20 protein-coding genes are annotated in these 23,175 nt (G+C 70.2%); 13 read left to right on the plus strand and 7 right to left on the minus strand.

What is annotated here, in order from left to right; all coding sequences use genetic code 11:
* Positions 1–48 precede the first annotated feature (48 nt).
* The 4 genes from VGR32_RS04590 to VGR32_RS04605 all read left to right on the plus strand — a co-directional run bounded on the left by VGR32_RS04590 (position 49) and on the right by VGR32_RS04605 (position 5,499).
* Complete coding sequence (locus tag VGR32_RS04590; protein ID WP_327448506.1) at positions 49–2,265, plus strand: prolyl oligopeptidase family serine peptidase; 2,217 nt, start codon at positions 49–51, stop codon at positions 2,263–2,265.
* Between the two features lie 84 nt (positions 2,266–2,349).
* A complete protein-coding gene (locus VGR32_RS04595; RefSeq protein WP_327448508.1) occupies positions 2,350–3,078 on the plus strand; it encodes a DUF1223 domain-containing protein in 729 nt (242 codons plus the stop codon).
* Between the two features lie 76 nt (positions 3,079–3,154).
* Entirely contained in the window at positions 3,155–3,790 is a 636-nt protein-coding gene (locus VGR32_RS04600) for a hypothetical protein (protein ID WP_327448510.1), read from the plus strand.
* Complete coding sequence (locus VGR32_RS04605; protein WP_327448512.1) at positions 3,790–5,499, plus strand: CHAT domain-containing protein; 1,710 nt, start codon at positions 3,790–3,792, stop codon at positions 5,497–5,499. The genes VGR32_RS04600 and VGR32_RS04605 overlap by 1 nt, the downstream gene beginning before the upstream one ends.
* Before the next feature lie 18 nt (positions 5,500–5,517).
* Here VGR32_RS04605 and VGR32_RS04610 read toward each other — a convergent pair whose 3' ends face one another.
* A complete protein-coding gene (locus VGR32_RS04610; protein ID WP_327448514.1) occupies positions 5,518–6,597 on the minus strand; it encodes a phosphotransferase family protein in 1,080 nt (359 codons plus the stop codon).
* Positions 6,594–8,084 (minus strand): glycerol kinase GlpK, encoded by a 1,491-nt coding sequence (gene glpK / locus VGR32_RS04615; protein WP_327448516.1) that lies wholly within the window; start codon positions 8,082–8,084, stop codon positions 6,594–6,596. The genes VGR32_RS04610 and glpK overlap by 4 nt, the downstream gene beginning before the upstream one ends.
* Before the next feature lie 45 nt (positions 8,085–8,129).
* Here glpK and VGR32_RS04620 point away from each other — a divergent pair, with 45 nt between their 5' ends.
* The 3 genes from VGR32_RS04620 (at position 8,130) to VGR32_RS04630 (ending at position 11,278) form a co-directional block, all read left to right on the plus strand.
* Entirely contained in the window at positions 8,130–9,116 is a 987-nt protein-coding gene (locus VGR32_RS04620) for a threonine/serine dehydratase (RefSeq protein ID WP_327448518.1), read from the plus strand.
* Positions 9,113–9,565 carry a MaoC family dehydratase gene (locus VGR32_RS04625; RefSeq protein ID WP_327448520.1) on the plus strand — a complete coding sequence of 151 codons (453 nt, stop codon included), beginning with the start codon at positions 9,113–9,115 and terminating at the stop codon, positions 9,563–9,565. The genes VGR32_RS04620 and VGR32_RS04625 overlap by 4 nt, the downstream gene beginning before the upstream one ends.
* A gap of 63 nt (positions 9,566–9,628) precedes the next feature.
* Positions 9,629–11,278: an MHYT domain-containing protein gene (locus VGR32_RS04630; protein WP_327448522.1), complete on the plus strand. Its 1,650-nt coding sequence runs from the start codon at positions 9,629–9,631 to the stop codon at positions 11,276–11,278.
* 77 nt (positions 11,279–11,355) lie between these two features.
* Here VGR32_RS04630 and VGR32_RS04635 read toward each other — a convergent pair whose 3' ends face one another.
* The 3 genes from VGR32_RS04635 to VGR32_RS04645 are packed head-to-tail and all read right to left on the minus strand — an operon-like array spanning position 11,356 to position 14,012.
* Positions 11,356–11,847 carry a hypothetical protein gene (locus tag VGR32_RS04635; protein ID WP_327448524.1) on the minus strand — a complete coding sequence of 164 codons (492 nt, stop codon included), beginning with the start codon at positions 11,845–11,847 and terminating at the stop codon, positions 11,356–11,358.
* A 50-nt stretch (positions 11,848–11,897) separates the two neighbouring features.
* Positions 11,898–12,830: a Gfo/Idh/MocA family oxidoreductase gene (locus VGR32_RS04640; protein WP_327448526.1), complete on the minus strand. Its 933-nt coding sequence runs from the start codon at positions 12,828–12,830 to the stop codon at positions 11,898–11,900.
* Positions 12,831–12,839: 9 nt separating this feature from the next.
* On the minus strand, positions 12,840–14,012 hold the full coding sequence (locus VGR32_RS04645) for a DegT/DnrJ/EryC1/StrS aminotransferase family protein (RefSeq protein WP_327448528.1): 1,173 nt from the start codon (positions 14,010–14,012) through the stop codon (positions 12,840–12,842).
* A gap of 139 nt (positions 14,013–14,151) precedes the next feature.
* Here VGR32_RS04645 and VGR32_RS04650 point away from each other — a divergent pair, with 139 nt between their 5' ends.
* Positions 14,152–14,685: a D-glycero-alpha-D-manno-heptose-1,7-bisphosphate 7-phosphatase gene (locus VGR32_RS04650; protein ID WP_414642890.1), complete on the plus strand. Its 534-nt coding sequence runs from the start codon at positions 14,152–14,154 to the stop codon at positions 14,683–14,685.
* 32 nt (positions 14,686–14,717) lie between these two features.
* A complete protein-coding gene (locus tag VGR32_RS04655) occupies positions 14,718–15,593 on the plus strand; it encodes an alpha/beta hydrolase (RefSeq protein ID WP_327448532.1) in 876 nt (291 codons plus the stop codon).
* Here the strand turns inward: VGR32_RS04655 and VGR32_RS04660 are convergent.
* Positions 15,590–17,644, minus strand: a complete 2,055-nt coding sequence (locus VGR32_RS04660) for an NAD(+) synthase (protein WP_327448534.1) — start codon at positions 17,642–17,644, stop codon at positions 15,590–15,592. The two genes, VGR32_RS04655 and VGR32_RS04660, sit on opposite strands and share 4 nt — an antisense overlap.
* Before the next feature lie 86 nt (positions 17,645–17,730).
* On the opposite strand from VGR32_RS04660, the gene ftsY reads away from it, so the two are divergent.
* The 3 genes from ftsY to VGR32_RS04675 all read left to right on the plus strand — a co-directional run bounded on the left by ftsY (position 17,731) and on the right by VGR32_RS04675 (position 19,984).
* Positions 17,731–18,672: a signal recognition particle-docking protein FtsY gene (gene ftsY / locus VGR32_RS04665; protein ID WP_327448536.1), complete on the plus strand. Its 942-nt coding sequence runs from the start codon at positions 17,731–17,733 to the stop codon at positions 18,670–18,672.
* Positions 18,669–19,301: an inner membrane-spanning protein YciB gene (locus VGR32_RS04670; protein ID WP_327448537.1), complete on the plus strand. Its 633-nt coding sequence runs from the start codon at positions 18,669–18,671 to the stop codon at positions 19,299–19,301. Before ftsY ends, VGR32_RS04670 begins: the two co-directional genes overlap by 4 nt.
* Positions 19,302–19,378: 77 nt before the next feature.
* Positions 19,379–19,984, plus strand: coding sequence for a MarR family winged helix-turn-helix transcriptional regulator (locus VGR32_RS04675; protein WP_327448539.1), 606 nt, complete (start codon positions 19,379–19,381; stop codon positions 19,982–19,984).
* Position 19,985: 1 nt separating this feature from the next.
* On the opposite strand, the gene VGR32_RS04680 is transcribed toward VGR32_RS04675, so the two are convergent.
* On the minus strand, positions 19,986–20,702 hold the full coding sequence (locus tag VGR32_RS04680) for a TetR/AcrR family transcriptional regulator (protein WP_327448541.1): 717 nt from the start codon (positions 20,700–20,702) through the stop codon (positions 19,986–19,988).
* A gap of 176 nt (positions 20,703–20,878) precedes the next feature.
* Between VGR32_RS04680 and VGR32_RS04685 the strand changes: the two genes are divergently transcribed.
* Positions 20,879–23,077, plus strand: coding sequence for a TonB-dependent receptor (locus tag VGR32_RS04685; RefSeq protein WP_327448543.1), 2,199 nt, complete (start codon positions 20,879–20,881; stop codon positions 23,075–23,077).
* Positions 23,078–23,175: the final 98 nt, after the last annotated feature.

A 23,175-nucleotide genomic window follows, 5' to 3' on the forward strand; every position in this document is an offset into this window, starting at 1 on the left:
TCCGCCCGGCTTCTAGCAGAGGAAATCCAGATTGAACGGAGTACGACGATGCGCGCCCCCCTTCTGATCACCGCCTCGGCCCTGGCCCTGACCGCCTGCGCGCCTCAGTACGTGACGGTTACGGAAGTCATGTCCAATCCGGGCGGAACCTCGATTGAACTGCCGCCTCCGCACATGCCTGACGACCTCTCCCCCGAGGGCGTGGCCGCCGCCGACGACCATCTGGCGCTGGAGCAGGTGGACGGGGCCGAAGCCATGGCCTTCGTGCGGGCGTCGAACGAAACGGCGCTGTCGGCCCTGACCGGCGACCCTCGCTACGAGACCTTCCGGACCGAGGCCGAGGCGATCCTGACGGCCACGGACCGCATCCCCGCGCCGTCCTTCCTCGGCGACGGGATCGGCAATTTCTGGCAGGACGCGACCAATCCCAAGGGCGTCTGGCGCCGCACGACGCTGGAGTCGTATGCGTCGGCCGACACGCGGTGGGAGACGCTGCTGGACGTCGACGCCCTGGCCCGCGCCGAGGGCAAGGACTGGGTGTTCAAGGGCGCCTCGTGCCTGGCTCCGGACGAGACCCGCTGCCTGATCTCGCTGTCGGACGGCGGCAAGGACGCCGTGGTCGTGCGCGAGTTCGACCTGACGACCAAGACGTTCGTGGACGGCGGCTTCGTCCTGCCCGAGGGCAAGCACCGCCTCAGCTGGCTGGACCGCGACACGCTTCTCGTCGCCACCGACTTCGGCCCCGGCACGCTGACGGAGTCAGGTTATCCTTACATCATCAAGTCGCTGAAGCGCGGCCAGACCCTGGCGCAGGCGACCGAGGTCTATCGCGGGGCGCAATCCGACGGCGGCTACGGCGTCTCCGCATCCGTCTTCCGCGACGCCGGGGGGGCCGTGGAGGCGGTCGTGTTCAGCCGGCCCCTGGACACCTTCCGCTCCGAGACTGCGCTTCTGACGGATCAGGGCCCCACGCGCCTCGCCTTGCCGGAACGGGTGTCGATCTACGGCACCCAGGGCGGACGCCTGATCTTCTCCAACGACGAGGCCTGGGCGCTGCAAGGCGCCGACGTTCCGCCGGGGTCGCTTCTTTCCGTGCCCTTCATGGACCTGCGCGCGCCTGTGGAGGACCAGCCGTCCCCGCCTGCACTGATCTTTTCGCCGGGGCCGCGCCAGTCGTTGCAGGACGTCGCCGTCCTGGAGGACCACCTGATCCTCGCCATCTCCGACAACGTGTCGGGGCGGCTGATACATGTCGGTTCGACACCTGAGAGGGCGGCCCCGAACCCGCACTGGGTGCTCCGGGACATCGAGGCCCCGACCTCCAGTGCGCTGTCCCTGGGTGACGCGTCCAAGGGCTCCGGCCGCGTTTTCGTCTCCAGCCAGGGCTTCCTGACGCCGCCGACGCTCAGTCTGCTGGAACCTTCTGGCCGCTCGCTTTCGGCCCTGCGCGCCGCCCCGCCCAAGTTCGACGCCTCGACCCACGTGGTGCAGCAGTTCGAGGCCACGTCGTCGGACGGGACGAAGATCCCCTATTTCGTCGTGATGCCGCGCGGCCTGCGCATGGACGGCTCGGCGCCGACCATCCTGTTCGGCTACGGCGGGTTCCAGGCCAGCTTCCCGCCCGCCTACAAGCCCGAGATGGGCAAGCTGTGGCTGGAGAACGGCGGCGTCTTCGTCCAGGCCAACATCCGGGGCGGGGGCGAGTTCGGCCCCGGCTGGCACCAGGCCGTGCTGAAGGAAAACCGCCAGCTGGCCTTCGACGACTTCGCCGCGGTGGCCCGCGACCTGATCGACCGCGGCATCACCAGCCCGCGCCGGCTGGGCATCTACGGGCGCTCCAACGGCGGCGTCCTGACCTCGGTCTCGATCACCCAGCATCCGGAGCTGTTCAACGCCGCGGTGATCGAAAGCCCGCTGATCGACATGCTGCGCTACCACCTGCTGCCCGCCGGCGCCTCGTGGATCGGCGAATACGGCGACCCGCGCATTCCGGAGCAGGCGGCGTACATCGCCCGCTACTCCGCCTATCAGCAGCTTCGCCCCGACGTCCGCTATCCGCGCGTCTACATCACGACGAACACGCGAGACGACCGCGTCCACCCCGGCCACGCCCGCAAGTTCGCCGCGCGGCTGGCGGCCCAGGGCCACGACTACCTCTATTACGAGGAGACGGCGGGCGGTCACTCCAACGACGCCGACCCGGTCGCCAACGCGCGGCGCTGGGCCCGCCACTATGTCTATCTGGCCCAGCAGCTGATGGATTGATCCCCGGCTTCGTCCACAGGGGTCACGGCCTGCTCACGGGATTATGAGCGGCGCCGGCCGCGCGGGCCGATAGGCTCCGCCGCCATGAGGATCGGAGGAATCGTCGCCGCGGCGCTGGCCGCGCTGGTTATGGGCGGCGCGCAGACGTCGGCCCAGACGGGCGCGCGCCCGACGGTCGTCGCCGAAGAGCCGGTGGTGGTGGAGCTTTTCACCGCCCAGGGCTGCGCCGGCTGTCCGGAAGCCAATGGCGTGGTCGAGCGTCTGGCGGATCAGGCCGACGTCATCCTGCTGACCTGGCCCGTCGACTACTGGGACTGGCTGGGTTGGAAGGACACGCTCGCGCGCCCCTCGTTCAGCGCGCGTCAGAGACAGTACGTCGAGGCCCTGCGCCTGCGCGCGCCCGCCACGCCCCAGGTCATCATCGACGGCCGGCGCGTCGTCACGGCCGCCGCCGGCCCGCTGGACGTCGCCGTCACCGAGGCCGCCGCCCGTCGCGACTGGCCGCCGGAGGTCGAGTTCCGCGCCGATGGCGACCGCGTGGGCGTGGGCTCCGGCCGCGTGCCGCAAGGCGGCGCCGACGTGGTGGCCGTGATCTACACGCCCGGCGTCCAGAGCGTGCGCGTGGGCTCGGGCGACAACCGCGGCAAGACGGTGCGTCAGGTCAACGTCGTCCGGACCGTGGCGCGCCTCGGCGCCTGGACCGGCCGCCCCGAAGTCTACGCCCTGCCCGAGGCTCTGGGCGACCGCGACGGGGTGGCCGTGCTGGTCCAGTCCCGCGGCGACCGTCGCATTCTCGGCGCCGCCCGCCGCTGAATCAGCTTCCATCACTGGCCCGGCTTGCGCCGTTCCGCTGTCACGGCATGATGGTCGCTGAACGGGGAGTTGCGGGATGGGCGTGCGGGCGGGACTGAAGGCCGGTCTGACGGCGGTCCTGCTGTGGGCCGTCTCCGCCGTCGGGGTCTCCGCGCAGGAGGAGCCGGGGGCCGCGCGCGGCGTGGCGCGACTCGCCACGGCGGCCCAGCTGGCCGACTGGGGGCGCGAGCGCGACGATCCCGGCGCGTTGATCCTGGCCGCGCGCATGGTCGGCGAGGTGCCGGTGCGGGCGCAGGGCGAGGCCGCGCCCTTCTTCACCGCGGACGCCCTGCTGGACGAGGCCCTGGCCATGTCCGACGGCGATCCGGCCTATGCCGCCGCCATCGCCGTGGTCCGTCAGGATCCGAACCGGGGCGTGGTCTCCAGCCCCTACGGCGACGGCCCGATCGCCACGGTAAAGACCATGCGTGCGCGGGAGGCGTACGGCTTCGACGTCACGGCGCGCCCGAACGAGATCCTCCGCGTCGCCGGCATCGGCGACGGCGACGCGCCGCTCGATCTGGTGATCCGCGAGGGAAGCCGCGTTCTGTGCCGCAGCGGTCTGGTCGACCACTACCCGGTCTGCACCGTCCGCCCCCGCACGGGCCGCGTCCGCATCGAGGTGACCAATGGCGGAGCGATCTGGACGCGCGTCCAGATCCTGAGCAACTGATGCGCGCGCTTCGCCGGCTCGCCGCCGGACTGGCCGGTGTCGTCCTGCTCGCGTCTCCGGCCGGGTCGCAGGATCCGGACAACTCTCCCGAGGCCCTGCGCGCCGAGGCCTATGAGGCGGCCCAGTGGGCCATGGCGTCCGACGCCGCGGAGGCGTTGGCCCGGGTGTCCGCGCGGTATGCCGAGGGGCAGGGGGAGCTGGGCGAACTGGCCGAGCGCCGCGAGCGGCTGCTGGCCGGGCGCGACGCTCAGGAACGCGAGCTGGCGACCCTCTACGGCGCCGAAGGCGACGCCGCCCGCGCGCGCCGTGCCGAACTGACCGACGCCTATGAGGCCTCGCTGGACGGCCTCAAGGCCGTCGAGGCCGAGATCGACGTCCGCTTCCCCGCCTACGCCGAACTGGTCGCGCCGCGCGCCCTGTCGGTCGCGGAGACCCAGGCCCTGCTGAACCCCGACGAGGCCCTGCTGCTGGTCCTCGTCAATCCGGAAGCGACCTATGTCTGGGGCATCTCGCGCGAGCGTGTGGTCTGGGCCCGCGCTGCGGACCTGGGCGAGGCGGAGATGACGCGGTCCGTCGGCCGTCTGCGCTCCACCCTGACGACCGCCGGCGCCCGCCGCGACGAGGGCGACCCGACCGTCGATCCGATGATCTGGGCCGGCCGCGGCGGCCTGACCTTCGACCGGGCCGAGGCGCATCGTCTGTACAAGGCCCTGATCGAACCGGTGGAAAGCGCCTTCGCCGGCAAGACCACCCTGATGTCGGTCGTGTCCGGCCCCCTGACCGGCCTGCCGCTGGCCGTGCTGTCGCCGGCGCCCCCGGGATCCGCCGACGACGCCGGCTGGCTGATCGACCGCTATGCCCTGGCGACCCTGCCGGCGGCGTCCAGCCTGAAGTCGCTGCGCTGTCATCTGGTGGTCGGCCCGGCGCGGCACCCCGGCTGTCCCCCCGCCCTGACCGCGCGCGCTGAAATGCGTGAGGCGGGGGCCCGTCTGCCGCTGGTCGCCTACGGCGCGCCGACGCTCGGCGGCGCGGCCGTGTCCGGGCCGCGCGGGGCGCCGACCGATGCGGACGCCGTTCGCGGCGAAGGCGCCCTGGCCGATCCGGCCAAGCTGCGCGCCCTGCCTTCCCTTCCCGGGTCCAGGGCCGAGCTTGAGGCCCTGTCCGCCAGCTACCCCTCCGGGATCGTCCGCATCGGGGCCGACGCGACCGAAACCGCGGTCAAGGCGACCGACGCCGACGCCCTGTCGCGCGCCCGCTTCGTCGTCTTCTCGACCCATGGATTGATGGCCGGGTCCGCCTTCGCCGAGCCGGGCCTGGTGCTGACGCCGCCCGACGCGGCCAGCGCGGTCGACGACGGCTACCTGACGGCGTCGGAGGCGGCGGGCCTGCGCCTGAACGCCGACCTCGTGGTCCTGTCCGCCTGCAACACCGCCGCGCCCGACGGCCGTCCGGGGGCCGAGGGTCTGTCCGGTCTGGCCCGCGCCTTCTTCTACGCGGGCGGTCGCGCCGTGCTGGTGTCGCACTGGGCGGTGTCGGATCAGGCCACCCGCACCCTGACCGGCCGCACCTTCTCCGGACTGGACGCCTATGGCGCCGACCCCGCCGCCCGCGCCCGCGCCCTGCGCGACGCGTCTCTGGCGGTGCGCGCCGAAACGCGTTGGCGGCACCCCGCATACTGGGCCGCGTTCACTCTGGTGGGCGCGCCGTAGCCCCCATCGGCCGGGCGATCAGGCCCCCGCCTTCTTCGCGAAGCTCCACGCCCCTTCCGCCAGCAGCGGCACCTGCGCGGCCATAGACTTCGCGTGGGCGCTGGCGGCCGTGCCGTCGCGGACGCGGCCGGCGATGCCCTGGCAGATGGCCGCCAGCCGGAACAGGTTGTAGGCGAACAGCCAGTCGAGATTGTCGGGGGCGGCGATCCCGGCCTTGTCCGCATAGCGGGCCGCCATCTCCTCCATGGAGGGAATGCCCAGAGCGGCGACGTCGACGCCCGCCAGCCCGTTCCTCTGCGTCGCCGGGATGACCCAGGCGATCAGCAGGTAGGAGAAGTCGGCCATGGGATCGCCCAGCGTCGACAGCTCCCAGTCCAAGACCGCCCGCACCTCGGGCGCCTCAGGGGCGAGGATCAGGTTGTCCAGCCGGAAGTCGCCGTGGACGATTCGCGTCGGCCCCTGCGGCGGCAGGGTCGCGGGCAGAAAGTCGATCAGCCGGTCCATGGCCGGGATCGGCTCGATCTCGGACGCCCGGTACTGCTTGGTCCAGCGCCCGACCTGCCGCTCGAAATAATTGCCGGGCTTGCCGTAGTCGGACAGACCGATGGCCTCCGGGTCGAAGGCGTGCAGGCGCGCCAGCACGTCGACCTGCGCCTCATAGATCGCGCGGCGCTGCGCCGGCTCCATCCCCGGCAGCTTCAGATCCCACAGGACCCGGCCCTCCACCTTCTCCATGACATAGAACATGGAGCCCACGACCGTATCGTCCGTGCACAGAGCATAGGGCTTCGCCACGGGAAATCCCTGCGCGTGCAGGGCCGAGATGACGGCGAACTCGCGGTCGACCGCATGGGCGCTGGCCAGCAGCACGCCCGGCGGCTTGCGGCGCAGGACGTAGGTCCGGCCGGGCGTCGTCAGCTCATAGGTCGGATTGGACTGGCCCCCCTTGAACTGACGGATGCTCAGGGGCCCGACATAGGCGTCCACGTTTCTGGCCATCCAGGCGTCCAGCGCGGCGGCGTCCAGCGCGTGACGCGGATCGACCTCGCGCGTGCCGGAAAATGTGCTCTGGGCGTCGGCCTGGGATGCGTCGGTCATGGCACGGCGACGATGGCCGCCTTCACCGCCGCGCGCCAGCCCTTCAGCAGCCGCTCGCGTTCGCCGGCGTCCATGCGGGGCGTCCAGCGTGCCGGCGCCTCCACCGGGTGGTCTTCCAGATCTCCGATCAGGCCCACCCCCAGCGCCGCCAGCTTGGCCGCGCCCAGCGCGGTCATTTCCTGGAACGCCGGCCGCTCGACCGTCACGCCGCACACATCGGCGACGAACTGCATGGCCCAGGCGTTGGCCGTCACCCCGCCGTCCACCTTCAGCACCTCCAGCGGCGGCGCCCCGTCGGCCTCCAGCGCGTCCAGCAGGTCGCGGGTCTGGTAGGCCAGGCTCTCCAGCGCGGCCCGCACGAAATGGGCCGGGCCGCTGTCGCGCGTCAGGCCGACCACCGCGCCGCGTACGTCCGGCGCCCACCACGGCGCGCCTAGGCCCGTGAACCCGGGCACCAGATAGACTCCGCCGTTGTCCTTCAGACCCTGCGCCATGGCTTCGGACCGCCGGCTTTCCTCCAGCACCCCCAGTCCGTCGCGCAGCCACTGGATCGCCGACCCGGCGGAAAAGATCGATCCCTCCAGCGCATAGGCCACCTCGCCCGCGTCGTAGCCCAGCGTCCCCAGCAGCCGGCTGGTCGAAGCCACCGGCGCGGCGCCCACATTGGCCACCAGGAAGGCCCCGGTTCCGTAAGTGATCTTGGCCTCGCCCGCCTTCAGCGCCCCGTGACCGACCAGGGCCGCCTGCTGGTCTCCCGCCGCGCCATGGATCGGCAGGGCGGCGCCCAGCGCCGACGCCTCGCACGTGCCCAGCAGATCGGCGCAGCCGCGGATTTCGGGCAGGGCGGCGATGGGCACGCCGAACAGCGCCGCCAGATCCGGTCGCCACCGGCGCGTCGTCAGATCCATCAGCGAGGTGCGGCCGGCGTTGGTGGCGTCGGTGACGTGACTGGCCCCGCCCGTCAGCTTCCAGATCAGCCAGCACTCGATCGTGCCCAGCTTGACCTCGCCCCCCTCTGCCCGCGCGCGCGCGCCGGGCACGGCGTCCAGCAGCCAGGCGTATTTCGAGGCGCTGAAATAGGGGTCCAGAATCAGTCCCGTCGCCGCCTGGACCTCGGGCTCGTGGCCCGCGGCGGCCAGCGCGCCGGTCGCCTCGGCGGTGCGGCGATCCTGCCAGACGATCGCCCGGTGCAGGGGCTCGCCCGTCGCGGCGTCCCACATGACCGAGGTCTCGCGCTGATTGGTGATCCCGACCGCGGCGAAGCGGCCGACGCCGCCGGCCTTGCGGATCACCTCACGGCACGTCTGCAGCGTGGCGTTCCAGATCTCGCCCGCGTCGTGTTCGACCCAGCCGGGATGCGGGAAGTGCTGCGCCAGCTCGATCTGACTGACGGCGACGGGCCGCAGTCCGCCCTCGGGCGCGGTCTCGAAGGCGATCGCGCGGGTCGAGGTCGTGCCCTGGTCGATGGCGAGGATCAGTTTCGACATGGCCCGCACCTTACGCGCAGCGCCGCGGTCGGGTTAAGTGGCGCCATGCATGTCGCCTCCTTCGACGGCGTCCGCGACGCCGCCCGCCAGCTGTCCGGCGTCGCGGTCCGGACGCCGCTCGTCGAATCGCCCGCCCTCAACGCGCGCCTCGGCGGCCGCGTGCTCATGAAATGCGAGAACCTGCAGCACGCGGGCGCCTTCAAGTTCCGCGGCGCGTGGAACCGCATCAGTCGGCTGACGCCCGAGGAGCTGACGCGCGGCGTCGTCGCCTATTCCTCCGGCAACCACGCCCAGGCGGTCGCCGCCGCGGCGCAGATGATGGGCACGAGCGCCGTCATCGTCATGCCGGCCGACAGCCCGCGCGTGAAGGTCGAAGGCGTTCTGTCCTTCGGCGGTGAGGTGCGCACCTACGATCGTTACGCGGAAAGCCGCGAGGCCATCGGCGAGGAGATCGCGGCCACGCGCGGCAGCGTGCTGGTCCGCCCCTTCGACGATCCCTTCGTCATCGAGGGGCAGGGGACCACCGGGCTGGAGATCGTCGAACAGGCGCAGGCGATGGGCGCCGAAATCGACCAGCTGCTGTGCGGCGCTTCCGGCGGCGGTCTGATCGCCGGGATCAACCTGTCTATGGCCGCGCTTCGTCCCGACGTTCCCGTCATCGGCGTGGAGCCGCAGGCCTACGACGACACGCGTCGCTCGCTGGCCGCCGGTCAGCGTATGACCCACCCGCCGGTGCAGAAGCCCTCCATCTGCGACGCCCTGATGACCGACCGCCCGGGCGAGCTGACCTTCCCCATCAATCGCCGTCTGCGCGAGGTCGTCACCGTGTCCGACGCCGAGGTGGCCGAGGCGGTGCGCCTCGCCTTCCGCACGCTGAAGCTCGTCGTCGAGCCGGGCGGCGCGGTGTCTCTGGCCGCCCTGCTCACCGGCAAGGTCGACGCCCGCGACCGCACCACCGCGATCGTTCTGTCCGGCGGCAACGTCGACCCCGGCCTGTTCTCCGACATCATCCAGGAGCGCTTCGTCCCATGACCGAGCCCAGCCAGCTTCAATCTCTGATCGGCCAGGAAGTCGGAGTCTCGAGATGGTTCGAGATCGATCAGGCGCGCATCGACGCCTTCGCCAGGATCACGGAGGACGAGCAGTTCATCCACGTGGATCCCGAGGCGGCGAAGGCCACGCCCTTCGGCGGCACGATCGCTCACGGCTTCCTGACGCTCAGCCTGGCCTCGGCCATGAGCTACGACGCGGTGCAACCGCTTCAGGGCGTCGTGATGGGCGTCAACTACGGCTTCGACAAGCTGCGCTTCCTGGCCCCCGTGCCCGCCGGATCGAAGGTGCGGGGACGCTTCAGGCTCCTGTCCGCCGAGGACAAGGGCGGCGGCCGCTGGCTGCTGAAACACGAGCTCACGGTCGAGATCGACGGCGCCGACAAGCCGGCCCTGATCGCCGAATGGCTGGGCATGCAGGTCGTCGCCTGAGGGTGGACGGACCCTTCGCCATGTGATCGATAGCGTACGCTGTTTCTGGTTCCGGTAACGCCTTTGCACTCCCATCACGGCGTCTTCGTCCTCCTGTCCTACGTCGTCGCGGCCTTTGCGGCGTGGACGGCGCTGGATCTGTTCGGACGGGTCAGGGACCGCGACGGCGGCGACCGCCTGCGCTGGCTGGCGGTGGCGGCGCTGGTCATGGGCGGCGGCGTCTGGGCCATGCATTTCATCGCCATGCTGGGCTTCGATCCCGGCGCGCCCGTCAGCTACGAGCCCGGACTGACCGCGCTCAGCTTCCTGCTGGCGGTGGTCGGAACCGGCGGCGCCTTCTTCGCGGCGTCGCGCACGCGTCTGGGACGGGTCCGGCTGCCGGTCGCCGCCACGGCCATGGGGCTGGCGATCGCCGCCATGCACTACGTCGGCATGTCGGCCCTGCGCACGGCCGCCACGGTCGGGTGGCGCCCGGAACTGGTCGCCCTGTCCGTGGCCATCGCCGTGGCCGCCTCCTTCGCCGCCCTTTGGGCTGCAGGGCGCGAGACGACGGCCGTCTGGCGTCTGGGCGCGGCGCTCACGCTCGGCGTCGCGGTCGTCGGCATGCACTACACGGGCATGGCCGCGCTGATGCTGCAGCCGACCGCCGCGGCCGCCGCGGGCGGAGCGTCTCCGCTGGCGCTGGCCGTCGGCGTCGCCGCCGTCACGGCCGCCATCCTGTTCATGGCCCTGGGCGCGTCCATCGCGGATCAGAAGTCGCGCCTGCTGGACGTGATCGAGGCCGGCGGCGTCGGCTATTGGGAAATCGCCCTTCGCGATCGCTCCATCCGCCTGTCCGAGGGCGCGCGGCAGATGATGGGCCTCGCGCCCGGGCAGACGACCTACGCCTACCACGACCCGCCGTGGCTCCGCCCGGAGAACGCCGCGCAGCGCGCCGCCGCGCTGGAGCGCGCCCTGGCCGGCGAGGCGCCCTACGACGTCGAGTTCCGCATGGGCGACGGCGACCGCTGGGTGCAGGCCTATGGCACGCTGGTGCGGTCGCGCTCCGGCAGGCCGATCAAGCTGGCGGGCGTGGTGCGCGACGTCACCGACCGCAAGCGCGCCTTCGACGATCTGGAAACCAGCGAGCGGCGCCAGAAGCTGCTGATCAACGAGTTGAACCACCGGGTGAAGAACACCCTCGCCACGGTCCAGTCGATCGCCGCCCTGACCGCGCGGCGCGCCACCTCCGTCGAGGCCTTCGGCGCCCAGTTCCAGGCGCGGCTGATGGCCCTGTCGGAGACGCACAACCTGCTGACCGCCACCGGCTGGGAGCAGGCGGGCCTGCGCGATCTGCTGGAGAAGGAACTGCGCCCCTATTCCCCCGACCAGTTCCGCCTGCAGGGACCGGAAGTGATCCTCGGCCCGTCGCAGGCGCTGGCCATGGGCATGATCGTCCACGAACTGGCCACCAACGCCGCCAAGCACGGCGCCCTCAGCGTCGACGGCGGGTCGGTGGTGGTGGCGTGGACCGGGGCGGGGCCGGACGGCCGCCACGCGCTGGACTGGCTGGAGCGCGACGGTCCCGCGGTGTCCGCCCCGACCCGCAGCGGCTTCGGTTCGCGCCTGATCTCGACCAGCGTGAAGGGGGACCTCGACGGCGCCGCCGACATGGACTGGACCCCGGGCGGGCTCAGGGCCCGGCTGACGTTCCGCGCGCGCGGCCGGGCCTGACGCCGGTCGGCTTCAGCCGAAGGCCGCCAGTCAGTCGTCCGCCAGTAGCGGTTGCACGGGTACGCCATCCCGCGCGATCACCGGATCATCCGCTTGCTTGTCTGCGACCCGTGAGGGTTCGTCGAACCCCTACGGCCCTGCGTCAGGATCGCTGGAATAATCTCTGGGCCGAGCGGACGGATGGCTAGCGCGAGAATGCCGCTGGCCAGCGCAGCAACAGCCCCGATCCCTCCCATCAGGAGACCGGTGGACGGCGAAAGAAAGACATACACCACGCCGGAGACCAGTCCGACCGCCGTCACTGCCAACAGCCAGAGACGGTCGTTGAATATTCGGGGCGAGAGGGCCATTGCCGCGACCCCTGTGAAGAACGCCGGCAGCAGTCCGAAGATATATGCCGCCACGGCGAGCAGCGGCAGTGTCGTGATCGCGCCCCAATGGAACTGACCGCCGTCGAGGATGTCGAGCGCAATGAACCAAAGGCCCAAGGCAGTGCCGCCGATTGCGGGGCCAAATGCCACGAACATCAGGAGCGTTCTACCGCTTGAGCGTTTGCTGGCGCGCTGCATCCCAAAAGCCTAGGCTTTGACCTCGCTGGAAGCCAAGCACTCGAACGCGGCTACTCCCCCAGACACCTCAGCGCCACTTCCAGATTTCTCAGCCCGTCCTCGCCGGTGACCGCCGGCGTCTCACCGGTGCGGATGGCGTGGGCGAAGGCCTCCAGCTCCTTCTTCAGCGGCTCGTTCGGCCAGCTCATCACGCCGCGCGTGGAATAGCTGCCGTCCGGCTGCTGGCCGAAATACTCCGTCACCTGTCGCGTCATCAGGTCGGCGACCACGAACTTGTTCGGCGTGGCGACCTGCAGGGTACGGGTCTTGTAGGGCGTGACCCAGTTCGTCGTGATGTGGGCGATCGTCCCGTCGGCCAGACGGAACTGCAGCAGGGCGGTGTCCTCGCGGTCCGCCTTGGTGCGGGCCAGCTGCGGCTGGACCTCGACGATCTCGCTGTCCGTCAGATGACGGATGATGTCGATGTCGTGCACCGCCAGGTCGATCACCACGCCCACCTCGCCCATGCGCGGCGGGAAGGGGCCGACGCGGGTGATCTGGATGGAGATGATCTGCTCGTCGGCGACGGCGCGTTTGACCGCCTCGACGGCCGGATTGAAGCGCTCCACCTGCCCGACCATCAGCACCCGGTCGTTCGCCCGGGCCGCGTCGATCAGGCGCTGCGCGTCGGCGACGGTGGCGGCGATCGGTTTTTCCACCAGCACGTGGACGCCGCCCTCCAGCAGGGCCACGCCGACGTCGCCGTGGGTCCGGTTGGGCGTCGCGATCACGGCCGCGTCCAGGCCCGCGCCGGCGAAGGCCTCGACCGTGTCGACGCCGACCGCCTCATAGACCCCGGCCACGCCTTCGGCCGTCACGGCGTCGGCGTCGAACACGTGCGTCAGGCGGAAATCGCGGATGTCGGACAGGACACGCGCATGGTTGCGGCCCATGACGCCGGCGCCGGCGACGCCGACCTTGAGGGGGGCGGGATGTGCGCTCATGCGACCGTTCTAGGCGCGCCCGGCGAACGAGGCCACCGCCGCGATCACGCGATCCTGCGTCGCCTCGTCCAGATCGGCGTGCATGGGCAGGCTGATCACCACGTCCTTCAGACGCTCGGTCACCGTCAGACCGCCCGCGCCGCGCGGGAAGTGGGCATAGGCCGGCTGCAGGTGCATCGGCACGGGATAGTAGACGGCGGTCGGCACGCCCTGATCCTTCAGGTGCGCCGCCAGCCCGTCGCGATCGGCGTGTTCGATCGTGTACTGGGCCCAGTTGGACACGTTCCCGGCAGGCACGTCCGGCACTGCGGCGACGTGGGGCCGCAGGCCGTCGTTGTATCGGGCGGCGATGCGGTTCCGCCATTCGATCTCGTCGGCGAAGACTTTCAGCTTCTCGATCAGCACCGCGGCCTGAATGGTGTCCAGCCGGCTGTTCATGCCGATGCGCATGGCCAGATATTTCGGATCGTGGGCGAACTCTGCGGCGCCGGCGGCCAGGTCCTTGGCCACGACCTTTCCGTGCACGCGATAGGAATCCATCTCCTGCGCCAGATCGTCGTCGTTCGTCAGCACGGCGCCGCCGTCGCCGTAACAGCCCAGCGGCTTGGCCGGGAAGAAGCTGGTGGTGGTCACGTCCGCCCACTTCAGCGGATGCGCGCCGCCGATCGTGCAGCCGAATCCCTGCGCCGAATCGGAGATGAGCTTCAGCCCGTGGCGGTCGCAGACGGCACGGATGGCCGGATAGTCCGCCGGCTGGCCGAACAGGTCCACGGCGATGACCACGCGCGGCGTCAGCCGGCCCTCGGCCTTGACCGCCTCGATCGCCGCTTCCAGCTTCACCGGGTCGAGATTGTAGGTGCGCGCGTCGACGTCCACGAACACCGGCGTGGCCTGGACCCACGGCACGATCTCCGCCGTCGCCGTGAAGGTGAAGCTGGGACAGAAGACCGCGTCGCCGGCGCCCACGCCCCACGCCATCAGCGGCAGCACCAGGGCGTCGGTGCCGTTGGCGCAGCCCAGGGCGTGCTTCGCCTGTCCGAAGGCGGCCAGATCCGCCTCGAACTGCCGCACCTGCGGACCCATGACCCAGGCTCCCCCGGTCACCGCTTCGGCGACCGCCGCCTCGATCTTGCCGTTCAGACGCTTGCGCTGGGCCTGAAGGTCGATGAACGCCATGCTCATGGACGCCTCCTGAGAAAATCGCGCGGCCTTACCGCGAACCGTCCGGACACGCCAAATCGCGGCGGGTCACTTCGCGTTGCGGGTTGCAACGGCGCACGCTAGGAGCGGACAGGGGCGCGCCCCAGGTTTCAAAGGGATAGTGTTGGATCAGTCGTCCAGCGTCGCGCCGGTGGTGCCCGCGGCATTTCTGGATCGGGACGGCGTCCTGATCGAGGACGTGGGCTATCCGCACCGCGAGGATCAGCTTCAGCTCATGCCCGGCGCGGCCGAGGCCGTTCGCCGCCTGAACCGGCTGGGCTATCTCTGCGTGATCGTGACCAACCAGTCTGGCGTCGCGCGGGGCATGTTCTCGCTGGACCAGATGCACGCCTTCAACGCGCTGCTGGTGCGCCGTCTCGCGGCGAAGGGCGCGATCATCGGGGCCGTCTACGCCTGTCCGTATCACGCCGACGCCACCGTCGATCAGTGGCGCCACCCCGACCACCCCGAGCGCAAGCCCAACCCCGGCATGATCCTTCGCGCCATGGCCGAGCATCGCATCGATCAATCCCGCAGCTTCCTGATCGGCGACCAGCCGTCGGACGTCGAGGCCGCGCGACGCGGCGGCATCCCGGGCTTCCGTTTCGACGGCGGAAACCTGGACGACTACGTCCACGAATTGTTCGGCGGCTAGATTTCAGCGGACGATGAAATAGGGTGGTGGCCATGACCCAGCCCTACGTCGATCGCCGCTTCAACAGCCCGGACGGCCTCAGCCTCCACGCCCGCGATTACGCCCCCGGCGCCGGCGCCGCGAAGCTGCCGGTGATCGCCATTCACGGCCTGACGCGCAACTCGGCCGACTTCGGCGGGATCGCGCCGGATCTGGCGCGGGCGGGACGGCGCGTGCTGGCCGTCGACGTGCGCGGTCGCGGCCTGTCCGACCGGGCGCCCGATCCCATGACCTACCAGCCCGCGGTCTATGCCAGGGACGTGCTGGCCCTGATGGAACAGACGGGGATCGAGCGCGCCGTCTTCCTCGGCACATCCATGGGCGGACTGATCACCATGGCCCTGGCGGCGATCCGGTCGAAGGCGATCGCCGCCGCCATCATCAACGACGTCGGCCCGGAGGTGGCCAGGGAAGGCCTTGCGCGCATCGCCGCCTATGCCGGGCAGCCGGTCGACACCCCCACCTGGGCCGCGGCGGCCGAGTATGCCCGGCGGCACAACGCCGTCGCCCTGCCGCACTATTCCGACGCCGACTGGGACGCCTTCGCCCGCCGCGTCTTCCGCGAGGGACCGGACGGCGCCCCGATCCTCGACTACGACCCGGACATCTCCGTCCCGATACGCGCCATGGGCGCCAAGGGTCTCGTTCCCGATCTCTGGCCGATGTTCGGCCGTCTGGCGAAAGGTCGCCCGACGCTGCTGATCCGCGGCGCCACCTCCGACCTGCTCAGCGCAGAGATCGCCGCGAAGATGCGCAAACGCGCGCCCACCATGCAGTTCGCTGAAGTGCCCGGCGTCGGCCATGCGCCGATGCTGGATGAGCCGGAGGCGAAGGCGGCGATCTTCGAATTTCTGGCTGACGTGCCCTAGTCCGGCACGTTCGCGTCCAGCTCGTCCAGCCAGACGCGGGCGGCGGAATCCGACGGCGCGCGCCAGTCGCCCCGGGGGCTCAGGCTGCCGCCCGTCACGACCTTGGGCCCGTTCGGCAGGGCCGACCGCTTGAACTGGCTGGTCTGGAAAAAGCGGATCAGGAACTTCCGCAGCCACTGCTTTATGACGGGCAGGTCGTAGGCGACCCGTTCCTCCTCCGGCGTGCCCGCGGGCCAGTCGCCGCGCGCGGCGTCCCGCCAGGCCTCGTGCGCCAGATAGACCACCTTCGACGGCTTCAATCCGAAGCGGGTGAGGTAGAACAGGAAGAAGTCGTTGAGCGCGTACGGCCCGACCGTGCCCTCCGTGGATTGCAGCTTGCCGTCCTTCGCCGGCACCAGCTCCGGCGAAATCTCGGTCGACAGTATGCCCCGCAGCACCGGCACGGCGTCGGCGCCCACCACTTCCCGGTCGGCGACCCATCGGATCAGATGCCGGATCAGCGTCTTAGCCACCCCGCCGTTGACGTTGTAGTGGCTCATGTGGTCGCCCACCCCATAGGTGGCCCAGCCCAGCGCCAGCTCCGACAGGTCGCCGGTGCCCAACACGAAGGCGCCGTTCTGGTTGGCCAGCCGGAACAGATAGTCCGTCCTCAGCCCGGCCTGCACGTTCTCGAAGGTCACGTCATAGACCTCCTCGCCGCGGGAGACGGGATGGCCGATGCCTTTCAGCATCTCCGTCGCGGCCGGGCGGATGTCGATTTCGGCGCCGGTCACGCCCAGCGCCGTCATCAGCGCCCAGGCGTTCGACTTCGTCCCCTCGCTGGTGGCGAAGCCCGGCATCGTGAAGCCCAGAATGCCGGTCCGCGGCAGGCCCAGCCGGTCGAAGGCCCGGCAGGCGACCAGCAACGCCTGCGTCGAATCCAGTCCGCCCGACACGCCGATGACGATGCGCCGGCCGTTCGTCGCCTTCATCCGGCGCATCAGTCCCTGCACCTGGATGTTGAAGGCTTCGTAGCAGTCCTGGTCCAGCCGTGCCGCGTCGTCCGGCACGAAGGGAAAGCGGTCGAGCCGGCGCAGCAGCGGCCCGTCGCCGGCGTCCTCGCGCGCGGCGAAGCGGCACAGGCGGAAGTCGAACCCGGCCAGCTCCCGCCGGGCGCAGTCGGCGAAGGTCCCGGTGCGCAGCCGCTCCAGCCCGATGCGGTCGACGTCGACGTCGGCGACGGTCAGATGACTCTCCATCGCGAACCGCTCCCCGTCCGCCAGCCGGGCGCCCAGCTCGTGGATCGTCGCCTGTCCGTCCCACGCCAGATCCGTCGTGCTTTCGCCCCAGCCCGAGGCGGTGAAGACGTAGGCGGCCATCGCCCTCGCCGACTGGCTGGCGCACAGCAGGGCGCGGTCGTCGGCCTTGCCGATGACCACGTTCGAGGCCGAAAGATTGAGCAGGATGCGCGCCCCCGCCATGGCCTGGCGCGTGGAAGGGGGCAGGGGCGCCCAATAGTCCTCGCAGACCTCGACGCCGAACGTGAAGCCCGGCCGGTCCTCGGCTTCGAAGATCAGGTCCGTTCCGAACGGCGCGACGCCGCCCGCCAGTTCGATCAGCGCCTCGTCCTGTCCCGGTTCCGAGGCCGGCGAGAACCAGCGCTTCTCGTAGTACTCGCGGTAATTCGGCAGGTAGGTCTTGGGCACGACCCCCAGAACGGCGCCCTCGGCCAGCACCACCGCGCAGTTGTACAGGCGGTCGCGCAGGCGCAGCGGCGCGCCGACCACGGCCACCACCCCTGCGTCCCGCGCCGCTTCCGCCAGCCGCGGCAGGGCGCGCTCGACCTGATCCAGCAGCGCCGCCTGCATGTGCAGGTCGTCCACGGCGTAGGCGCTCAGGCTCAGCTCCGGAAACACGATCAGGTCGACGCCCCGGGCGCCGGCCTGCGCGATGAGCCCCGCGTGCTCGTCGGCGTTGGCGACCGGGTCGGCGACGTGGACCACCGGCGTGGCGGCGGCCACGCGGACGAAGCCGTGCGTGCGGGGGCTGTGGAAGGGATGAAGCTTGGCCATGGACGCGTTCATACAGGCTTGAACGAACGGCAAGAAGAACCGGTCCCGCCTTTCGCGCCGCAGAGCGGTGCGTTAAGCCCGTCCCCATGACCGACGCGACCAAGAAGGGCTGGTTCTCCCGTCTGACGGAGGGCCTCAGCCGCTCCTCGAAGCAGATGACCGACCAGGTCGTCTCCGCCTTCGTCAAGGAGCCGCTCAGCGAGGCCGCGCTGGAGGGGCTGGAGGAGCACCTGCTGGAGAGCGACCTCGGTCCCGCCGCGACGGACCGCATCGTCGCCCGCTTCCGCGAGCTGCGCTTCAACGCCGGGGCGAACGCGCGCGAGGTCAAGGAGGCGCTGGCCGACGCGGTGCACGCCGAGCTGGCGAACCACGAGGCGCGCTATGAGCCGCTGTCCGGACCCAAACCCTTCGTGACCCTGTTCGTCGGCGTCAACGGCTCGGGCAAGACCACGACGCTGGGCAAGATCGCCGCCGACCTGACGGGGCAGGGCGCCAAGGTGATGATCGTCGCCTGCGACACCTTCCGCGCCGCCGCCCGCGAGCAGCTGAAGGTCTGGGCCGAGCGCTCCGGCGCCGCCTTCGAAAGCCGCCGGGACGGCGCCGACGCCGCCGGTCTGGCCTTCGACGCCTTTACCCGGGCGAAGGCGGAGGGCTTCGACGTCGTGCTGATCGACACCGCCGGCCGTCTGCAGAACAAGTCCGCCCTGATGGACGAGCTGCTGAAGATCGTGCGCGTGCTGAAGAAGGTCGATCCGGACGCGCCGCACGAGACCCTGCTGGTGCTGGACGCCACCGTCGGCCGCAACGCGCTGGAGCAGGAGAAGATCTTCGGCCGCACCGCCTACGTGTCCGGTCTGGTCATGACCAAGCTGGACGGCACCGCGCGCGGCGGCGTTCTGGTGCCCGTCGCCCAGGCGTCCGACGCGCCCATCAAGCTGATCGGCGTGGGCGAGGGCGTCGAGGATCTTCAGGCGTTCGACGCGCGCGCCTTCTCGCGGTCGCTGGTGGGTCTGGAGGAGGCGGCATGAGCGGTTCGGCGAACAGGACGGCCACGACCGTCCGGCAACTGGTCGATTTCGGCGCCCTGCTGGCCTTCATGGCCGCCTATGCGGTGAACCGGTTCGTGCGCGGGCTGGAGGGAGATCAGGCGCTGGTCCAGGCGACCTGGGTGCTGGTGGCCGCCTCGGCGATCGCCCTGCTGGTCGGCTGGATCGTGGAAAAGCGGCTGGCGCCCCTGCCGCTGCTGGCCGGCGGCTTCGCCCTGCTGTTCGGCACGCTGACCCTGATCTTCAACGATCCGGTCCTGCTGAAGATCAAGCTCACGATCCAGAACGGCCTGCTCGCCGCCGTGCTGCTCGGCTCGCTGCCCTTCGGCAGATATCCCTTCAAATATCTGCTGGAGAGCGCCTTCCGCCTGACGGAAGCCGGCTGGCGGGGGCTGACCTTGCGGTACGGCCTCTATTTCGCGGCCGTGGCGATCGCCAACGAGGTCGTCTGGCGCACCCAGACCGACGACGTCTGGGTCGCCTTCCGCGGCGGGCTCTGGATGGCGTCGGCCGCCTTCGGCGTCTGGCAGGTCTTCTTCATCATGAAGCACCTGATCAAGGACGAGGACGACGACGGGGTCGAACCCGCCTCGCCCGATCCCGGTCTCTGACGCTTTCCGGATCGTCCGTCGTCAAACCGTAAAACGGCGCTGCTAGCCCTGCCCGGGTCAGTATGGGGAGCGGTCGCATGGTGAAGTCCGGCAAGCAGGCGCGACGGCAGGGGGCCCTGGCCGATTCGCCCAGCCATCAGATGCACCGCGCGCTGCAGCTGGCGCTCGACGTCTACGCCGAAGAGGTGGGATCGGACGGCCCCACCCAGAGGCAGTTCGCCGTGCTCGAGGCCGTGTCGGTCCAGGCCGGCCTGACCCAGACCGATCTGGTCAAGGCCACCGGCATCGACCGCTCCACCCTGGCCGACCTCGTCTCGCGCATGACCGCCAAGGGCCTTCTGCAGCGCGAACGCTCGACGCTGGACGCCCGCGCCATGGCCGTGCGCCTGTCGCCCGAGGGCGCGGCCATGCTGGAGGCCGCCCGCCCCCGCGTCCAGGCCGCGGACAAGCGCATCATGGGGATGCTCCCCAAGGGCCGCCGCGAGGCCTTCCTCGAAACCCTGTCCGAACTCGCCGCAGCGGCCGACGCCGCGCCGGAACAGGCGAAGCTGCAGGCCAAGGCCGAGAAGAAGCGGCAGAAGGAGCTCCGCAAGGCGGAGAAGGCGGCGAAGAAGGCCGACAAGCCGGTCAAGGGCGGCAAGAAGCCGAAGAAGTCCCAAGTCCCGGCCGACGAGGCGGCCTGACTCAGCCCTTCTCCGGCGGCGCGCAGACGGCCCGGAATCCCGCCGCCGCGAACCGCACCATGTAGTCGCAGGCGCTCTCCAGATCACCCGACCGGCACAGGCCGCCCGACAGCCTGTCCAGCCGCCCCGTCTCGCCCAGCGTCAGCGTCAGGGCGCCCGACAGGTTGTGATAGGCCCAGTAAAGGTCGACCTCGCGCGCCTCGGGCAGGACCTGCTTGATCAGCTCGATCAGCCGACGGATGGCCGGGTCGAAATAGCGGGCCATGGTCTCCCCGCCGAAGGTGGGGTTGGCGTTGGTCTGCGCCACCAGCGCCGAATAATGCTTCCACCCCGGCCCGCCCTTCAGCGACCATTGGAACGGCGGCCGCAGAAAGGCTTCCAGCAGCCCCTCCAGCGTCATGCCGTCCGGCCCCGCTTCCCGCGCATAGCGGTCGACGGCCGCCACCCGCTCGCCGTTCCAGATCTCCGCGCGGCGCAGGAACACCGCGTCGAACAGCTCCCGCTTCGAGCCGAAGTAGTAGTGCACCAGCGCCGTGTCGACGCCGGCCTCGCGCGCCACCTCGCGGATGGTGACCCCGTAGAAGCCGTGCTTGGAAAACAGATCTTCGGCCGCGTCCAGGATCGAGGCCGAAGTGTCGCCGCTCGCGCCGGCCTGGGCCTTCCTCGGCCGGCCGCGTCTCGGGGCGGCGTCTGCGGGCGGGGCGTCAAGCTTGGTCATGGGCCATCCTTGGCCCGGCGAACCCCGGTGTGCAACGGCGCCACACCCGCAAGGCGCCACGCGCGGGACCAAGCCTCACCGTTTGACAGGCCCCTGAAAGCGGTTACCTTCCGCGAAAATCATTGAACGCTGAATAAAAGCGTCTTGGGCTGAAACATCAGGAATTGGGGTTCATCATGAAGAAATTCGTCAAAGCCGCCTTGCTGGCGGGCGCCGCCTGGAGCGCCATGGCCGGAATGGCCGCCGCCCAGGATGCTCCGGCCCAGGAGCCGGAGGCCACCACCGTCGACGAGATCGTCGTCACCGCCCGTCGCCGCGACGAAGCGCTGAAGGACGTGCCGATCGCGGTGTCCGCCCTGTCCGAAGAGCGTCTGGAACAGACGGGCGCCGCGGACATCACCGCCCTGCAGCAGCAGACCCCCAACGCCACCGTCCAGGTCGCACGCGGCTCCAACTCCACCTTGATCGCCTTCATCCGCGGCGTCGGTCAGCAGGATCCGCTGTGGGGCTTCGAGCCCGGCGTCGGCCTCTACATCGACGACGTCTACGTGGCCCGTCCGCAGGGCGCGGTGCTCGACGTGTTCGACGTCCAGCGCATCGAGGTGCTGCGCGGTCCTCAGGGCACGCTGTATGGCCGCAACACGGTCGGGGGCGCCATCAAGTACGTCACCCAGCGGCTGTCGCCCGAGACCGAGCTGACGCTCAAGGGCTCCTACGGCAGCTTCAATCAGGTCGACGTGCTGGCCATGGGCAGCGGCTCCCTGACCGACAACTTCCGCATCGGCGGGGCCTTCGCCAAGTACACGCGCGACGGCTACGGCACCAACATCAACACCGGCGCCGAACACTATGACAAGGACGTGGAAGCGTTCCGGTTCTCGGCTGAGTTGACGCCCAACGACGACGTGTTCGTGCGTTTCGCCTATGACCTGATGAACGACGATTCCAATCCGCGTCATGGTCACCGCGAGGTCGCGGGCGCCCTGCCGGACGGCGCCGTGCTGAACAACGTCTATGACACCAACGCCGGCGTCGGCGACGAGAACTCCGTGCAGACCGAGGGCTGGTCCATGACCGTCCAGGGCCGCCTGAACGACAACTGGACCCTGAAGTCGATCGTCGCCCGTCGGGACGGCCGCACCGACACGGTCATCGACTTCGACAACACCCCGCGCCCGACGCTGGACATCCCCGCCTATTACGAGGACCAGCAGACCACGCTCGAGTTCCAGGGCCTGTTCGACTACGACCGCGTGCAGGGCGTCATGGGCCTGTTCTATCTGGACGGCCGCGCCGAAGGCGCGTTCGACACGATCATCGGCGGCGCGGGCATCGTGACCGGCACGGGCGGCTATGTAGAAACCACGTCGATCTCGGCCTACGTCGACGTCAATCTGGACCTGACCGATCGGCTCCACCTCTCGCTGGGCGGCCGCTACACGCTGGACGACAAGACGGGCGACGTGTTCCGCGCGAACTATCTGGGGGCGACGCGCTCGCCGCTGACGGGGGGCACGCCCCGGCCGGTCCTGGGCGCGGTGCGCACCGACTACACGCGCTCGAACTCCTTCGATCAGTTCACGCCGAAGGTGGCCCTGTCGTATGACGTCACCGACGACGTGACCGCCTACGCCTCGTTCTCGCAAGGCTTCAAGTCGGGCGGCTTCGACATGCGCGGCGACGCCGTCGCCACGCCCCAGACGGTGAACGGCTATGATCCCGAGACGGTCGACAGCTACGAGATCGGCCTGAAGGGCCGCCTCGGCCCGCTGTCGTTCAGCTCGGCCGCCTTCTACAACGAGTACCAGGACCAGCAGGTGACCACCCAGGTGCCGTCGGGCGCCACGATCGCCAGCTTCGTCGACAACGTCGGCTCCTCGACCTTCTACGGGGCCGAGTTCGAGGGTTCGCTGTTCCTGACCGAGAACCTCACGGCCAACTTCGCGGTCGGCTACCTGAACTCCGACTTCGAGGAGTTCATCCGCTACAACCTGACGACCATGATGTTCGAGGACATCTCCGATCTCGTCGTCCTCCAGAACGCCCCGGAGTGGACCGGGTATCTGGGCCTGACCTGGAACAGCCCTCTGGCCGGCGGCGATCTCACGATCGTCCCGCAGGTCTCCTGGCGGGACGACTACAGCCAGTTCGAGTTCCCGAACCCGATCCTGGACCAGGAAGGCTTCGCCCTCGTCGATCTGTCGGCCACCTGGACCTACGACCGCTTCGTCGTCGGCATCTACGGCAAGAACCTGACGGACGAGCGGTATCGCGTGGGCGGCTACAACTTCCCGGGCGCGCTCCTGGACAACTCGATCATCGGCTACTACGGCCCGCCGCGCACCGTGACGGCGTCGGTGACCGTCAAGTTCTGATCGGTTCAAGTTCCTGAACGACTTGGGCGGCGCTCCTTCGGGGTCGCCGCCCATTTTTCTTTGCGGACCCGCTTGCTAGGGTCGCCTGAAGACGAGCC

This window comes from Brevundimonas sp. (genome assembly GCF_035935935.1).
GTDB lineage: Bacteria > Pseudomonadota > Alphaproteobacteria > Caulobacterales > Caulobacteraceae > Brevundimonas.

What these genes read in the sequence shown, in the direction of transcription:
- VGR32_RS04595 (WP_327448508.1), top strand. Translation starts at nt 2,350, where the DNA reads ATGAGGATCGGAGGAATCGTCGCCGCGGCGCTGGCCGCGCTGGTTATG.
- ftsY (WP_327448536.1), top strand. Translation starts at nt 17,731, where the DNA reads ATGACCGACGCGACCAAGAAGGGCTGGTTCTCCCGTCTGACGGAGGGC.
- VGR32_RS04605 (WP_327448512.1), top strand. Translation starts at nt 3,790, where the DNA reads ATGCGCGCGCTTCGCCGGCTCGCCGCCGGACTGGCCGGTGTCGTCCTG.
- VGR32_RS04625 (WP_327448520.1), top strand. Translation starts at nt 9,113, where the DNA reads ATGACCGAGCCCAGCCAGCTTCAATCTCTGATCGGCCAGGAAGTCGGA.
- VGR32_RS04660 (WP_327448534.1), bottom strand. Translation starts at nt 17,644, where the DNA reads ATGGCCAAGCTTCATCCCTTCCACAGCCCCCGCACGCACGGCTTCGTC.
- VGR32_RS04600 (WP_327448510.1), top strand. Translation starts at nt 3,155, where the DNA reads ATGGGCGTGCGGGCGGGACTGAAGGCCGGTCTGACGGCGGTCCTGCTG.
- VGR32_RS04645 (WP_327448528.1), bottom strand. Translation starts at nt 14,012, where the DNA reads ATGAGCATGGCGTTCATCGACCTTCAGGCCCAGCGCAAGCGTCTGAAC.
- VGR32_RS04680 (WP_327448541.1), bottom strand. Translation starts at nt 20,702, where the DNA reads ATGACCAAGCTTGACGCCCCGCCCGCAGACGCCGCCCCGAGACGCGGC.
- VGR32_RS04635 (WP_327448524.1), bottom strand. Translation starts at nt 11,847, where the DNA reads ATGCAGCGCGCCAGCAAACGCTCAAGCGGTAGAACGCTCCTGATGTTC.
- glpK (WP_327448516.1), bottom strand. Translation starts at nt 8,084, where the DNA reads ATGTCGAAACTGATCCTCGCCATCGACCAGGGCACGACCTCGACCCGC.
- VGR32_RS04675 (WP_327448539.1), top strand. Translation starts at nt 19,379, where the DNA reads ATGGTGAAGTCCGGCAAGCAGGCGCGACGGCAGGGGGCCCTGGCCGAT.
- VGR32_RS04610 (WP_327448514.1), bottom strand. Translation starts at nt 6,597, where the DNA reads ATGACCGACGCATCCCAGGCCGACGCCCAGAGCACATTTTCCGGCACG.
- VGR32_RS04670 (WP_327448537.1), top strand. Translation starts at nt 18,669, where the DNA reads ATGAGCGGTTCGGCGAACAGGACGGCCACGACCGTCCGGCAACTGGTC.
- VGR32_RS04620 (WP_327448518.1), top strand. Translation starts at nt 8,130, where the DNA reads ATGCATGTCGCCTCCTTCGACGGCGTCCGCGACGCCGCCCGCCAGCTG.
- VGR32_RS04685 (WP_327448543.1), top strand. Translation starts at nt 20,879, where the DNA reads ATGAAGAAATTCGTCAAAGCCGCCTTGCTGGCGGGCGCCGCCTGGAGC.
- VGR32_RS04590 (WP_327448506.1), top strand. Translation starts at nt 49, where the DNA reads ATGCGCGCCCCCCTTCTGATCACCGCCTCGGCCCTGGCCCTGACCGCC.
- VGR32_RS04640 (WP_327448526.1), bottom strand. Translation starts at nt 12,830, where the DNA reads ATGAGCGCACATCCCGCCCCCCTCAAGGTCGGCGTCGCCGGCGCCGGC.
- VGR32_RS04655 (WP_327448532.1), top strand. Translation starts at nt 14,718, where the DNA reads ATGACCCAGCCCTACGTCGATCGCCGCTTCAACAGCCCGGACGGCCTC.